General features: G+C 60.7%; 11 protein-coding genes and 1 pseudogene. 5 read left to right on the top strand and 7 right to left on the bottom strand.

Going from position 1 to position 13,837, the window contains the following annotated elements; genetic code table 11:
* Window positions 1-13: 13 nt before the first annotated feature.
* Window positions 14-148 carry a hypothetical protein gene (locus GNF76_RS29770; protein WP_281354889.1) on the bottom strand — a complete coding sequence of 45 codons (135 nt, stop codon included), beginning with the start codon at window positions 146-148 and terminating at the stop codon, window positions 14-16.
* Window positions 149-545: 397 nt separating this feature from the next.
* Between GNF76_RS29770 and GNF76_RS08050 the strand changes: the two genes are divergently transcribed.
* From GNF76_RS08050 to GNF76_RS08040, 3 genes are all read left to right on the top strand, one after another.
* On the top strand, window positions 546-1,955 hold the full coding sequence (locus tag GNF76_RS08050) for a circularly permuted type 2 ATP-grasp protein (protein ID WP_155582643.1): 1,410 nt from the start codon (window positions 546-548) through the stop codon (window positions 1,953-1,955).
* 2 nt (window positions 1,956-1,957) lie between these two features.
* A complete protein-coding gene (locus GNF76_RS08045) occupies window positions 1,958-2,908 on the top strand; it encodes an alpha-E domain-containing protein (protein WP_155582642.1) in 951 nt (316 codons plus the stop codon).
* Window positions 2,909-3,202: 294 nt separating this feature from the next.
* Window positions 3,203-3,631, top strand: a complete 429-nt coding sequence (locus GNF76_RS08040; RefSeq protein ID WP_155582641.1) for a nuclear transport factor 2 family protein — start codon at window positions 3,203-3,205, stop codon at window positions 3,629-3,631.
* A 3-nt stretch (window positions 3,632-3,634) separates the two neighbouring features.
* Here the strand turns inward: GNF76_RS08040 and msrA are convergent, their stop codons facing one another.
* The 3 genes and pseudogenes from msrA to GNF76_RS29810 all read right to left on the bottom strand — a co-directional run.
* Window positions 3,635-4,330: a peptide-methionine (S)-S-oxide reductase MsrA gene (gene msrA / locus GNF76_RS08035; RefSeq protein ID WP_155582640.1), complete on the bottom strand. Its 696-nt coding sequence runs from the start codon at window positions 4,328-4,330 to the stop codon at window positions 3,635-3,637.
* 15 nt (window positions 4,331-4,345) lie between these two features.
* Window positions 4,346-6,088 (bottom strand): cytochrome c biogenesis protein DipZ, encoded by a 1,743-nt coding sequence (locus tag GNF76_RS08030; RefSeq protein ID WP_155582639.1) that lies wholly within the window; start codon window positions 6,086-6,088, stop codon window positions 4,346-4,348.
* Between the two features lie 29 nt (window positions 6,089-6,117).
* A pseudogene (locus tag GNF76_RS29810) lies at window positions 6,118-6,209 on the bottom strand (peptide-methionine (R)-S-oxide reductase); the annotation flags it as partial.
* 197 nt (window positions 6,210-6,406) lie between these two features.
* Between GNF76_RS29810 and GNF76_RS08020 the strand changes: the two are divergent.
* Window positions 6,407-7,117 (top strand): response regulator transcription factor, encoded by a 711-nt coding sequence (locus GNF76_RS08020; protein ID WP_155582638.1) that lies wholly within the window; start codon window positions 6,407-6,409, stop codon window positions 7,115-7,117.
* Window positions 7,114-8,610, top strand: coding sequence for a sensor histidine kinase (locus GNF76_RS08015; RefSeq protein ID WP_246211885.1), 1,497 nt, complete (start codon window positions 7,114-7,116; stop codon window positions 8,608-8,610). Before GNF76_RS08020 ends, GNF76_RS08015 begins: the two co-directional genes overlap by 4 nt.
* Before the next feature lie 147 nt (window positions 8,611-8,757).
* Here the strand turns inward: GNF76_RS08015 and GNF76_RS08010 are convergent, their stop codons facing one another.
* The 3 genes from GNF76_RS08010 to GNF76_RS08000 are packed head-to-tail and all read right to left on the bottom strand — an operon-like array spanning window position 8,758 to window position 13,712.
* Window positions 8,758-9,753 (bottom strand): alpha/beta fold hydrolase, encoded by a 996-nt coding sequence (locus GNF76_RS08010; protein ID WP_155582637.1) that lies wholly within the window; start codon window positions 9,751-9,753, stop codon window positions 8,758-8,760.
* Window positions 9,754-9,810: 57 nt separating this feature from the next.
* Window positions 9,811-12,066, bottom strand: coding sequence for an ATP-dependent DNA helicase (locus GNF76_RS08005; RefSeq protein ID WP_155582636.1), 2,256 nt, complete (start codon window positions 12,064-12,066; stop codon window positions 9,811-9,813).
* Entirely contained in the window at window positions 12,063-13,712 is a 1,650-nt protein-coding gene (locus tag GNF76_RS08000) for a VRR-NUC domain-containing protein (RefSeq protein ID WP_155582635.1), read from the bottom strand. The genes GNF76_RS08005 and GNF76_RS08000 overlap by 4 nt, the downstream gene beginning before the upstream one ends.
* Window positions 13,713-13,837: the final 125 nt, after the last annotated feature.

Here is a 13,837-nt window from a genome sequence, read left to right as displayed (position 1 = left end):
GCAGACACCGTAATCAGTGACTGCCCTCAGCGTCCCCCTCCTCGGGATCGATCAGAGGCACTTCAGCGTCGTCCATCAGCGAACCCGGGTCTTCGTTGCCTGGGTCGTTGATCTTCTCTTCCTCCTCTTCACTCTCTGTTGCACTCATGGCTAGCCTCCTGGGTTGTCCACCTGATAGAGAAAGCATAGGCCTCCAGCAGCTTCCAGCACACCCTCAACAGCCAGGCCGTTCGACAACGCACTGACTTGGCGCACCCACAGCGACGTTCACGCACCGAGACTGGGCGCCCACGGCCAAAAGCCCGCCGCCAGAGGGTTTTATCCGGCCAATCGCGGTTTAGGCACAGGCATTGCTTTACCCCTTCAATACCCTGTTGCCACTCGCCACTGAAGGAGCAATCGTTACCCCCCGACCCAGAGCCCACCCCAAAAGAAAGTAAGGACCAGGCCCAGTGGCACCATCAGCCACGGGCTCATAAAAAATGCGTTTTTAAAAGCGGCAGTGCCAACCCAGGTATCACCCCCGGCACTGACAAGGTACTGGAATGGCTCGATCTTTCTTTGATGAAATGAATGACGAACAAGGCGTTTGCCGTGCGCACTATCAGGAATTCTCCCGCTGGCTGGCCAATACGCCGCCGGAACTGCTGGCCCAGCGCCGCCGTGAAGCCGACCTGTTGTTTCACCGCGCCGGGATCACCTTCACCTTGTATGGCGATGAGCAAGACACCGAGCGCCTGATCCCCTTCGACATCATTCCCCGCAGCATCCCCGCCAGTGAGTGGAGCATCATCGAGCGCGGCTGCATCCAGCGGGTCAATGCGCTGAACATGTTCCTCGCTGACATCTACCACGACCAGCGCATCATCAAGGCCGGGATCATCCCCGCCGAACAAGTCCTGGCCAACGAGGGTTACCAGAAGGCCATGGTCGGCCTGGACCTGCACCGCGATATCTACTCGCACATCTCCGGCGTCGACCTGGTGCGCGACGGCGACGGCACTTATTACGTGCTCGAAGACAACCTGCGCACGCCCAGCGGTGTCAGCTACATGCTGGAAGACCGCAAGATGATGATGCGTCTGTTCCCGCAAGTGTTCGCCAAGCAGCGCATCGCACCGGTGGACCACTACCCCAATCTGCTGCTCAAGACCCTGAAAAGCGCCAGCCGCCTGGATAACCCCAACGTGGTGGTACTGACCCCCGGCCGCTTCAACAGCGCGTTCTTCGAGCATGCCTTCCTGGCCCGGGAAATGGGCGTTGAACTGGTGGAAGGCGCCGACCTGTTCGTCCACGACCTCAAAGTGTTCATGCGCACCACCGACGGCCCGAAAGCCGTAGACGTGATCTACCGGCGCATTGACGACGCGTTCCTCGACCCGCAGGCGTTCAATCCCGAGTCGATGCTCGGCGTACCGGGCCTTGTGGCCGCCTACTGCGCCGGTAATGTAGTGCTGGCCAATGCCATTGGCACTGGCGTCGCGGACGATAAATCGATCTACCCTTATGTGCCGCAGATGATCCGTTTCTACCTGGATGAAGAGCCGATCCTGCAAAACGTGCCGACCTTCCAGTGCCGCAAGCCTGAGGAGTTGTCCCACGTCCTGGCCAACCTGCAGGACCTGGTGGTCAAGGAAACCCAGGGTTCCGGCGGCTACGGCATGCTGGTGGGCCCCGCCTCCACCGCCGCTGAAATCGAGGACTTCCGCCAACGGATCAAGGCTCGACCCCATGCCTACATCGCCCAGCCGACCTTGAGCCTGTCCACCTGCCCGACCTTCGTCGAAAACGGCATTGCGCCCCGGCATATCGACCTGCGGCCCTTCGTGCTGTCGGGCAAGGAAACCCGCCTGGTGCCTGGAGGCTTGACCCGGGTGGCGCTGCGCGAAGGCTCATTGATCGTCAACTCGTCGCAAGGCGGCGGAACCAAGGACACCTGGGTGGTGGAGGGCTGAATATGCTGAGTAGAACCGCCGCAGATCTGTATTGGATGTCCCGTTACCTGGAGCGCGCCGAGAACCTGGCGCGCATGCTGGAAGTCAGTTATTCGTTGTCGTTGATGCCCCAGGCCGGGCGCAGCGACGGGCTGGATGAACTGGCGATGTCGTTGCTCAGCAGCGGCACCCTTGAGAGTTACCTGGAGCGCCACCAGCAACTGGATGCCGAACGCATGTTGCACTTCTTCGCCCTCGACGAAGAAAACCCGGCCAGTATCTACAACTGCCTGCGCGCCGCCCGCGGCAACGCCCACGCGGTGCGCGGGCGCATCACCGCCGACATGTGGGAAAACCTCAACGCCACCTGGCTGGAAATGCGCAGCATCGCCGGCGGCGGCCTGGCTCGCCATGGCATCAGCCACTTCTGTGAGTGGGTCAAGGAACGTTCGCACCTGTTCCGGGGCGCGACGTCCGGGACCATCATGCGCAACGACGCCTACCGGTTTATTCGCTTGGGGACGTTTGTCGAGCGCGCCGACAACACCCTGCGCCTGCTGGATGCACGGTATGAGATGTTTGGCGAGGAGTCGGAAGAAGTCAGCGACCTCTCGGCTCGCGGCTATTACCAATGGAGCGCCCTGCTCCGGGCCTTGTCGTCGTTCGAGGCCTATACCGAGCTGTACCCCAATGCGTTGAATGCCCGTTCGGTGTCGGAGTTGCTGCTGTTGCGCAGCGACGTGCCGCGTTCGCTGCATGCCTGCATCGAGGAGTTGAGCCATATTCTTGCGGATTTGCCGGGCAGTTACGGGCGCACGGCGCAACGCCTGGCGGCCGAGTTTGAGGCGCGGCTGAGGTATACAGGGATTGATGAGATTCTGGAGGCCGGGCTGCATAGCCGGCTGACGGAGTTTATCGACACCGTGCGGGAGTTGGCGCGGGCGATTCACAGTTCGTATCTGGAAGTTATCTGAAATGTGGGAGCGGCGGTGCGACGATTCGACTTGCTCGCGAACGCGGTTGTAGCCGCTGCCGAGGTACGAGGCTGCGATGCGTGTCCGCAGGACCGCCCTTGGGGCCGCTGCGCAGCCCATCGCAGCCTCGTACCTCGGCAGCGGCTACAGCATTCGCGAGCAAGCCCGCTCCCACATTGAACCGATGGCGCCTGGACTGTTTGTTCAAGGCATATAACTGTCAATTCGGATCATTGATCCGTCTTCAGTGCTGCTCTTATCGTGGTCGAGCTTTCATAAGAACAGGAACAGACCATGTCCGAACTCAGCTTGAACCTCCACGCCGCCCACAGCCTGCAACGCTGGCACGCCATGCTGGCCGCTGCCGATCTCAGCGCCTTGCCCGAATTGCTGGCTCCTGATGCCGTGTTCCGCTCGCCCATGGCCCATACGCCCTACCCCGGCGCTCCGGTGGTGGCGATGATCCTCAACACCGTGATCAAGGTCTTCGAAGACTTCACCTACCACCGCGAGCTTGCCACCGCCGATGGCCTGAGCGTGGTGCTGGAGTTCAGTGCCCGGGTCGGCGACAAACAGCTCAAGGGCATCGACCTGATCCGCTTCAACGAGCAAGGGCAGATCATCGAGTTTGAAGTGATGATCCGCCCCTTGAGTGGGTTGCAGGCTTTGGGCGAAGAGATGGGCCGACGCCTTGCGCCCTACCTGGCTAAAGCCAAGACCTGACGCTCACTGGTTTTTCACCAGTACCGGCTCTGCTCGATATTGCTCGGGGAACAGTTTTTTCAACTGGGCCACCTTGGGCAAATCGTTGATCACGATGTAGGGATAGGAAGGATTTTCCGTCAGGAAGTCCTGATGGTAGGACTCCGCCGGGTAGAACGCTTTGTCCCTCTCAATCCGGGTCACGATCGGTTTACCGAACGCCTGGGTGTTGTCCAATTGCGCGATGTAAGCCTGGGCGACTTTCTGTTGCTCGGCATTCTGGGCAAAGATCGCCGAGCGATACTGGGTGCCGCTGTCCGGGCCCTGGCGATTGAGTTCAGTGGGGTTATGGGCCACCGAAAAGAAAATCTGCAGCAGCTTGCCGTAGCTGACGGTGGCCGGGTCGTAGGTGACTGACACCGATTCCGCATGCCCGGTGTTGCCCTCGCTGACGGTGTCGTATTGAGCCGTGGTAGCTGCGCCGCCGTCATAGCCGGAGACGGCGTTTTTCACCCCTTGGACATGCTGGAATACCCCTTGCACACCCCAGAAACAGCCACCGGCGAACACCGCGGTTTGTAGACCGCTGGAGGTGGCCGGCATGTCCAGGGCTGGCGGCGCGATGACCACGGCGTCGTCGCTGGGGCCAAAGGAGAAGGCTGCACATTGACCCACGAAGGCTGCGACGGCGAGAACAGGCAAGTATTTGAAAAACCTCATGATGTTTTCTCCTGATCAGCCGAAGGTGAAGGCATACGCCGCGACGTGCGGGTCAAGAAACTCGATGGTGAATGTCCGGTCCTTGATCACCCCCGACTGGCGTACCAACTGGTACAAGCGCTGATCCGTCACCGTACCGCTGCCATCTGGCGCTACATCGGTACCGTGAGCGTCTCCCGGCGCCTGGCCATCAACCGTGACCTTGAATCCCACAGGCTTGCCATCCGCGCCCGGCCCCAGCACCAGGTGCAGGTCCCGGGCATGAAAGCGATAGACAATCCGCCCATGGGAGGCGGCCAGCGTGGCTTGCTGACCGCCGACGTTCCACTGGCCCTCCAGGGTCCAGTCATTGAGTGCCAGGTTGCCGGCCACCGGGTAATTCACCACCTTGTCGGTCGCCAACGTACCGGTAGACACAAAGTGCTCGGCCCGCTGAAAGCCCAGGTAGGTTTCCGGCGACTGCACTTCATTCATGTCCGGTGCCTGCTCCACACCCTTGGCATCCGCCTCGATCAAACCACCGGCGACCTGGGTCGCCCCGGCTTCGCGCAGCAGTTGCTGAATCACCCGCTCGGACTCGGCGTAATCACCCTCGCCAAAATGGTGATAGCGGATCTGGCCCTTGGCATCGGCAAAGTAGTGCGCCGGCCAATATTGGTTGTTGAACGCACGCCAGATCTTGTAGTTGTTATCGATCGCCACCGGGTAGCTGATCCCCAAATCCTTCATGGCCTTGGTGACGTTGTTCACGTCCCGCTCAAAGGCAAATTCCGGCGCGTGTACGCCAATCACCACCAACCCTTGATCACGGTACTTCTCGGCCCACGCCTTCACGTAAGGCAAGGTGCGCAAGCAGTTGATGCAGGAGTAAGTCCAGAAATCCACCAGCACCACTTTGCCTTTCAGCGCTTCGGCCGTCAGTGGCGGGGAATTGAGCCACTGCACGGCGCCATCCAGCGACGGCAGCGTGCCTTCCACCGGCAAGGTATCGCTGTGGTTGGCGGCCATCATCATCGCCCCGTTCTTCTGCGCAGGCGGCGCACTCAGTTGGTTGACCAGGCTTTGTTCCAGGCCACCGGTGGAAGCGCTCGACAACCGCGCCAGGATCCCGGTGTCCAGCCCCAGTGCAATCGCCGCCACGCCCGCGAGCATCAGCGCGCCCAAGCCACGACGCAACCACTCACCAGCGCCCAACGAGCGCTTCATCAGCCCGAAGACTTTACCGCCGACCAGCAGCGCCAGGGCCAGGGAGGTTGCAGCCCCGGCGGCGTAGGCCAGCAAGAGCAAGGTAGTGCCGATACTCGCGCCTTGCAGCGCGGCGCCCGTCAGCACCAGGCCCAGGATGGGGCCGGCGCACGGTGCCCACAACAGCCCGGTGGCCACGCCGATCAGAAACGAAGCGCCGGGACGCGGCTTGGCGTCGGCCCCGGCGGCTTCCGACAGGCGACTGCCGGCAGCCACCAGCGGCCGTGTCAGCCGTTCGGCCAGCCTTGGCAGCAGCAGCGTCAGCCCGAACAGTGCAACGAACAGCAACGCGAGCCAGCGCCCGTACTGATTGACTTGCACCACCCAACCGCCGCCCACCGCCGCCAGGGAGGCGACTACGGCGAAGGTCAGGGCCATCCCCGCCAATAGCGGCAAGCCACTGCGCAAAAACGGCTGCCCGGTGCGAGCGAAGACAAAAGGCAGAACCGGCAGGATGCACGGACTGACAATCGTCAGCACACCGCCCAGGTAAGCGAGAACCAGAAGCCACATGGTATGAACCCTTATAAGAAGACATCGAACTAAGCCGCAACAAACGTCATGGCCGCGCCGTTCATGCAATAGCGCAGGCCGGTACGAACACGTGGCCCTGATGACCACCGCAACGCCAGCAGCAACTGTCGACGTGAATACATGGGTTTCTCCTAGGGTGGTTTCACGTGTAGGAGCAAGCGTGTTCCTACAGTAGACAGGGTTAAGCCTACGCGCTGGCAGGTCGCAGAATCCTCACGCAGAGTTAAACAATTCGTGATAACTACACTGTTGCAAAACCCGCACAATGCGCGGACTGCCAACTCAAAGGCTTCTTCAATGGACCAGCCCAAACGCGTTCTCGTGGTCGAGGACGACGCTCATATCGCCGACTTGATCTGCCTGCACCTGCGGGACGAACAGTTCGAGGTCGTCCACAGCGCCGACGGCAACGAAGGCCTGCGCCTGCTGGAGCAAGGCGGCTGGGATGCCTTGATCCTTGACCTGATGTTGCCCGGTGTTGACGGCCTGGAGATTTGCCGTCGCGCCCGGGCCATGACGCGCTACACACCGATCATCATCACCAGCGCCCGCTCCAGTGAGCTGCACCGCATTCTTGGCCTGGAACTGGGCGCCGATGACTATCTGGCCAAACCATTTTCCTTTCCGGAGCTGGTGGCACGGGTCAAGGCCCTGTTACGCCGTGTCGAAGCCATGGCGCGCAACCTGAAAATGGATGCCGGCAGCCTCGACCTCGGCCCGTTGTTTATCAACCCGCTGACCCGCGACGCCAGCCTCGACGGCCAGCGTCTGGACCTCACGCCGCGGGAATTTGACCTGCTGTATTTCTTCGCGCGCCAGCCCGGCAAGGTGTTCTCGCGCATGGACCTGCTCAATGCGGTGTGGGGTTATAGCCACGAGGGCTATGAACACACGGTCAACACTCACATTAACCGGCTGCGAGCCAAGGTCGAGACCGACCCGGCCAACCCGGCGCGAATCCTCACCGTGTGGGGCCGCGGTTACAAATTTGCCGAGCCGCCGCCATGAGATTGACCCTGACCCAACGACTGTCCCTGGTGTTTGCCCTGTTGCTGCTGATCTGCAGCGGCACCTCGGCCTGGCTGCAGGTGCGCTCCAACCGCATGCATGAACTGGAAGTGGTGCAAGGCCTGTCCCGCGACCTGGCGACTCACATCGCGCGCGACACCCAACTGATGGATGCCGACGGCCTCAAGCCGGAGGCGGTGCGCAACCTGTTCAGCCAGTTGATGTTGGTCAACCCCAGTGTCGAGGTGTACTTACTGGATATCGACGGGCGCGTCGTCGGCAACGCCGCCCCCAGCGGCCACTTGCGCCGGGATCAGGTCAACCTGGAGCCGATCCGCCGCTTCCTCAGTGGTGCCATGTTGCCGATCCTCGGTGATGACCCGCGCAGTGTCGACGGCCTCAAGGTCTTCAGCGCCGCCCCGTTGCGAGTCAACGGCAAGCAGGCCGGTTATCTGTATGTGGTCCTGCTGGGCGAAGCTCACGACCTGTTCGATGCTCGGGATGCCACGAGCCTGGCACTGAACATCGCCCTGTGGTCTATCGCCCTGGTAGCGCTGCTGTGTTTGCTTGCCGGGTTGACCGCCTTCGCCTGGATCACCCGGCCGCTGCGCCAGTTGACCGAGAAAGTCGGTGAGTTCGATATCAACGGCGTCCCAAAAACCTCAACCGTCGTGACACCTGCCGTGTCCAGCCAGGACGAAATCGCCGTGCTGGATCAGGCCTTCATCCAGATGGAAAACCGCCTGGGCGAACAATGGCGCGCCCTCACCCACCAGGACCAGGAGCGTCGGGACATGGTGGCCAATATTTCCCATGACCTGCGCACGCCATTGGCGTCGTTGCATGGCTACCTGGAAACCTTGTCCCTCAAGGATGCCAGCCTGAGTCCTGAGGAGCGTCGACGCTATTTGGGGATTGCCCTGGACCAGAGCCGTAAGGTCGGCGGCCTGGCCCAGTCACTGCTGGAGCTGGTGCGGCTGGAACATGGATTTGTGCAGCCGGTGATCGAAGGGTTTTCACTGCCCGATCTGGTACAGGACATTTTCCAGAAATTCGAATTGACGGCACAAGCGCGCGGCGTCTCCCTTATCGCCAGCCTGCCGCCGGTGGTGCCTACGGTGTTTGCGGACCTGGGGCTGATTGAGCGAGTCCTGACCAACTTGCTGGATAATGCGTTGCGGCATACGCCGACCCGTGGCGATGTCGAGGTTATCCTGGCGCCCAAGGGTGATCGGGTCGAAGTGACCGTCAGCGACAGCGGACCGGGGATTGATGTCGAGTTGCGTGAGGGCTTGTTCCTGCGGGCGTTCACCATTGGTGGCGCCCGGCGGGATGGCGGGCTGGGATTGCGGATTGTGCATCGGATTCTGCAATTGCACGGGCAGACGATTGGTTTGGTCGATGTGCCTGGGCGCGGTGCAACGTTTATTTTTTGCCTGAGAACCAGCCCTTTCAAGGTCGTTGAAAAATCAGTCGCATCAGGCCTGGGATGAAGATCTAACCAGCGACGTGAAACCCTTGTGGGAGCTGTCGAGCTTTAGCGAGGCTGCGATAGCGGTGGGCCAGACACCCTCAATGTTGGCTGTGCCGGCGTCATCGCAGCCTCGCTAAAGCTCGACAGCTCCCACCGTTGATCTTCACTACTCTGAGCGGGGCGTTTCAAGCGTATTTGGCTGCGTTCTCAAAGACCTTGAAAGGGCTGTACCTAAGAACCCAAGCAACAGCGCGTTGACCTTCTGCCCTTGCTCGTTCTGAATCCAGTGACCGCAATTTTCCAGCACTGCCTGCTGTAGATTCGGTACCACCTCGGGCATACGCTTGAGCGTGTGCGCTTCAAGCACGCCCACCGGGTCGCGGTCGCCGATCAGAAACAGGGTCGGCTGTTGCACCTGCTTTCCGGCAAGGAACTCGGTGCGCTGCCAATTGCGCTCAAAGTTGCGATACCAGTTCAGCGGCCCGCGAAAGCCACCGGCAGCGAGGGTTTTCACGTACACCGCCAGGTCTTGCGGACTGCACCAATCCGGCAGCTTTCTCGGCAGCACAACGCCTTCGAGCAGCGTAGCGGTCACGGGTTTTTGCTGCAGGAATACGTCCTCGTCCTGCATGAACAGCCGCAAGGTGCGCTCGATATCCGCGCCCAATTCCCTTTCCGCCACGCCGGACTCCTGAAAGTACAGGATGTAGTTGAACCGATCGGCATACAGCTGCCGCATGATCTCGACGACCGGCCGCTTGGCCCGCCCGGCATAAGGCACCGACATCGTGACCAGCGAGGTAATGCGCACAGGCTCCAGCAACGCCAGGTGCCAGGCCACCACAGCGCCCCAGTCATGACCGACCATGACCACATCACGATGCCCGAACAGGTCCATGGCGCGCTGAATATCGGCGCATAAGGTCAACAGGTCATAGTCGGCGATGTCAGGCGGTGCACTGGTCTGCCCATAACCGCGCATCTCAGGAACAAACACCCGATACCCGGCGGCGGCCAGTGCGGGTATCTGTTCGCGCCATGAATGCCAGCACTCCGGGAAACCATGGAGCAACCATACCGGACGACCACGCTCGGGGCCTGCGATGTACAGGCTTAAATCAATGCCGTTGACCGCGACTTGCTGGTGCTGGATTTCGCTCATCACTCAATTCCTTACGTAGAGGGTTAACGTCCAGCGTCGAGCTGATGCGGCGAGGGCCTAGCCGATCCCCCACCAACGCGGCAACAGGTGCCTGACCCGTGACTCGCCGAAGCGATCATCGATCAACATTAGCACCCCGCGGTCCTGTTGGCTGCGGATCACCCTGCCCGCAGCTTGCACGACTTTCTGAATGCCGGGATAGAGGTAGGTGTAGTCATAACCACCACCGAAGATCGCGCCCATGCGCAGCTTCATCTGCTCGTTGACCGGGTTCAATTGTGGCAGGCCCAAGGTGGCGATAAAGGCGCCGATCAAGCGCGTACCCGGTAAGTCGATACCCTCACCAAACGCCCCACCCAGCACGGCAAAGCCAACGCCTTGGCTGTGCTGGGTGAACTGGTCGAGAAAACCCTGGCGCTCGGTTTCACTCATGCCACGAGATTGTTGCCATAACGGTATCCGCGGATACCGCTCGGCCATTAACTGGGCCACCTGTTGCAAATAATCGAAGCTGCTGAAGAACGCCAGGTAATTGCCGGGTTGCTGCGCAAACTGTGCGGCGATCAGCTCGACTATCGGCGCCAGAGAGGCCTGGCGATGGACAAAGCGGGTGGATATCTGGTCGACGATGCGTACCTGCAGTTGTTCGGCCTTGAACGGTGATTCAACGTCAATCCAGGCGGTGTCTGCCGGTAGCCCAAGCAAGTCGGCGTAGTAATGCCGGGGGCTCAAGGTGGCGGAAAACAGTACGCTGCTACGGGCCGCGGTCAAGCGTGGACGAATGAATTCGGCAGGCACCACGTTGCGCAGGCACAGTTGGGAAGAACTGCGCTTGCCGCTGAATTCGCGCTTGCTGATGTCGAAGATGAAGTGTTCGTTGAAGAGCTCCGCCACTTTGGAAAACTGCAGTGCTTCAAAGTAGAAGACTTGCAGGTCACCGTTGAGGCTTTCGGGATGCTCGTTGAAATAGTCACCCATGGCGCCGGTGCACAGGGCCAAGGCTTGCAGCAACTTGTCCGGTTTGTCGGCATAGGCCTGGTACGGCGCGATCTGCTCTTTGTGCAAGGCATTCCACTCGCGGTTCAAGCGCTGCAAGGGTTTCTTCAGCGGCTCTGGCGCACTGTCGCGCAAGCTCTTGAGGCTGTATTGGTCAAGACTTGCGCTGTACATCGAGCGCCCTCGCTCCACCAGGTTATGGGCTTCGTCCACCAACACCGCGACCCGCCACTGGTTGAGCTGCGCCAGGCCAAACAGCATGGCGCCGAAATCGAAGTAGTAGTTGTAGTCGGCAACCACCATGTCGGCCCAGCGCGCCATTTCCTGGCTCAGGTAATAAGGGCATACCTGGTGAGCGAGGGCCACTGCGCGCAGGTTGCGCTGATCGAGTAAACGTACCTTGGAGGCGGCTTCCCGAGCGGCCGGAAGGCGATCATAAAAACCCTTGGCCAGCGGGCAGGAATCGCCATGGCAAGCCTTGTCCAGGTGTTCGCAGGCTTTGTCCCGGGCTACCAGTTCAAGGACCCGCAGGGGAAGATCAGGGCGGCTGTCATACAAGACCTGCGATGCATCCAGCGCCAGCTTGCGGCCTGGGGTTTTCGCCGTGAGGAAAAACACCTTGTCCAGTTGTTGAGGGGCCAGGGCCTTGAGCATCGGGAAGAGAGTGCCGACGGTCTTGCCGATACCGGTGGGTGCCTGGGCCATCAGGCAACGCCCGGTGCTGACCGCCTTGTATACCGACTCGGCAAGGGCGCGTTGGCCGCAGCGAAATTCGGCATGGGGGAAAACCAAGGCTTGAGCCGCCGTGTTGCGGGCTTCTCGTTGACGCATCTCCTGCTCGGCCCAGTCAAGAAACAGCGCGCACTGTTGGTTGAAGAACTGCTCCAGATCGGTGGCCTGGAAGCGTTGATTCAAGAGCGTTTCCTGCTCGCCGACGATATCGAAGTACACCAACGCCAGGACAATCTCGGCCAGCCCCAGCTTTTGGCACATCAACCAGCCGTAGACCTTGACCTGAGCCCAATGCAATTGCCGGTGGTTGGCCGGTTGGGCGTCGAGGTCACCCCGGTAGGTTTTCACCTCTTCCAACTGGTTGCGGTCCGGATCGTAGCCGTCCGCCCTGCCCCGGACTTTCAACTGCCGGTATTCGCCCTCCAGCGCCACCTCGTTCTGGTAGTGGGCACTACGGCGCGAGGCCACGGTGCGATGGCCGACGATGCCTTCCTGAGCGCTGGGAGACGGGGTAAAGCGCAGGTCAAGATCGCCCACCTTGGCCGTGAATTCGCACAGCGCACGCACGGCCACGGTGTAGCTCAAGCCCCCTGCTCCGCCCAGCGCACGTAGCAAACCGTCACCGGCATTTGGTGCTCGCCGCAGAACTCCAGCCAGCGCAGTTGGTTGTCCTGCAAGCGATCGCCGGGGCCTTTGACCTCGATCATGCGGTAGGTCTTTTGTTCGGGCCAGAACTGGATCAGGTCCGGCATACCCGCGCGATTGGCGCGGATGTCCAGTAGCAAGCGCTCGAACCAATGGCGCAGATGCTCGGCGGGCAGGCAGTCGAGGGCCTGGTCGAGGAGTTCTTCAGTCAGCACGCTCCAGAACACGAACGGAGACTGGATGCCCCATTTCTCGGTGTAGCGCTGGCGGATGGTGGCTTTGTAGCGCTCATCCTGCAGTTCACCCAGGCAGGCGCTGAACAGCTCGATGCGCCGCTGATGAAAGTCCTCGCTGTGCAGGTCCACAGGGCCGCGTTGAAACGGGTGGAAGAACGACCCTGGCAACGGTGCGAAAATCGCCGGCCAACACAGCAGGCCAAACAGTGAGTTGATCAGGCTGTTCTCGACGTAATGCACGGGGGCGTCATGTTCACTCAAGTACGCCTGGACGCTGTACTCCACCGAGATCAGGGGCTCCGGGAGCGGCAGTTCAAGGTCCAGGCGCTGGATATCCCTGGCCTTGGGTTTGGGTTGTGCCGGCTCACCCAGTTTGCGTCTTAGCCTGGGCAAAACCCGTAACAGGTGTTGTTCTTCGGCAGCACTTTGCGGTGCCTGCTGCGCCTCGCACGCCAGTGCCAGTGCCTGGGAAAAGCGTTCCTGGCGTTCCAACACCCGAATCAACCGCGCCCGCGCTCCTGGGTAATCGCACCCTCGGTAAACGGCTTCGGCCAGGGTCAGTTCGGCCATGCGCTCGCAATGTTGGCCAACCTGGAACAACAGCTTGCCCCGGCGCTTTTCCAGCCAGGGATTGTCGGTGTCCAGGGTCGCGATCTGCTCCAGTACGGTGTTCAGCGCCTCCCCTGCTTCAAAGGCCTGTTGGCATTGATGCAGGAACAGGAACCCTTGAATGTCATCACGGCTACGCAGCCCACGGGATTGGGCACAGAACTCGACTTTTTCGTAGGTGTAGATTCCCAGATCCGCCAGTACGAACTCCGACCAGTCCTGGTACAGGTTGCCGAAAAACATTAGCCGCAGGCGGTCGCACAGGTCCATGACCGTAAGGCTGTAGAGCGCGTCGTCAACCTGTGGGCACCACTGCTGGAAGCTGCGGTTTTCAACGAACTGTGCCGCCAGCCCGGGTAACCAGTCGGTCTTCTTGCCCTTGGGTTGATCGATCCAGGGCTTGAACGTCGCCAGGACCTCGCCCTTGGGCAAGAGCGAGAACAGCTCTTCAAATGGCAGCAGGCCATGCGCATCCACCCAGCCCAGCGCCAGTAACGGCGCGACCGCTGTTTGCGTCGGGCCGATCTCGTCATAACTGAGCTTGCTCGCCCGGAAATGCACCCCCTTGCGCATCACCATGCGCACCAGCAGTGCCTGGGACACGTGCGGCAACCTGTCGAATTGCTGAATGAAATGCTGTTCGTCGTGGTCCAGCAAATCGGCATAACGCTGCCCCAACCAGTCGAGCACCTGTCGGAAGTTATGCAAGTAATAGAAGGGGTTTTCCAGGGGATTGGACATTCAGGACACTTGAAAAATACTGGTTATACATACAGATTGCCGTCTCCGAACCTCTGTTGCAATCAGTAATAGATCAGCGGCGCACGCAACTTTTCGCATAAAAGTGATCAGATGGTGGGCGATGG

This window comes from Pseudomonas spelaei (assembly GCF_009724245.1).
Lineage (GTDB): Bacteria > Pseudomonadota > Gammaproteobacteria > Pseudomonadales > Pseudomonadaceae > Aquipseudomonas > Aquipseudomonas spelaei.
The sequence above is the reverse complement of the archived record's forward strand: the minus strand, read 5'-3'. Positions and strand labels throughout refer to the sequence as shown.

Coding starts and splice junctions, on each gene's coding strand:
- GNF76_RS29770 (WP_281354889.1), bottom strand. CDS start 148: ATGAGTGCAACAGAGAGTGAAGAGGAGGAAGAGAAGATCAACGACCCA.
- GNF76_RS08050 (WP_155582643.1), top strand. CDS start 546: ATGGCTCGATCTTTCTTTGATGAAATGAATGACGAACAAGGCGTTTGC.
- GNF76_RS08045 (WP_155582642.1), top strand. CDS start 1,958: ATGCTGAGTAGAACCGCCGCAGATCTGTATTGGATGTCCCGTTACCTG.
- GNF76_RS08040 (WP_155582641.1), top strand. CDS start 3,203: ATGTCCGAACTCAGCTTGAACCTCCACGCCGCCCACAGCCTGCAACGC.
- msrA (WP_155582640.1), bottom strand. CDS start 4,330: ATGAGGTTTTTCAAATACTTGCCTGTTCTCGCCGTCGCAGCCTTCGTG.
- GNF76_RS08030 (WP_155582639.1), bottom strand. CDS start 6,088: ATGTGGCTTCTGGTTCTCGCTTACCTGGGCGGTGTGCTGACGATTGTC.
- GNF76_RS08020 (WP_155582638.1), top strand. CDS start 6,407: ATGGACCAGCCCAAACGCGTTCTCGTGGTCGAGGACGACGCTCATATC.
- GNF76_RS08015 (WP_246211885.1), top strand. CDS start 7,114: ATGAGATTGACCCTGACCCAACGACTGTCCCTGGTGTTTGCCCTGTTG.
- GNF76_RS08010 (WP_155582637.1), bottom strand. CDS start 9,753: ATGAGCGAAATCCAGCACCAGCAAGTCGCGGTCAACGGCATTGATTTA.
- GNF76_RS08000 (WP_155582635.1), bottom strand. CDS start 13,712: ATGTCCAATCCCCTGGAAAACCCCTTCTATTACTTGCATAACTTCCGA.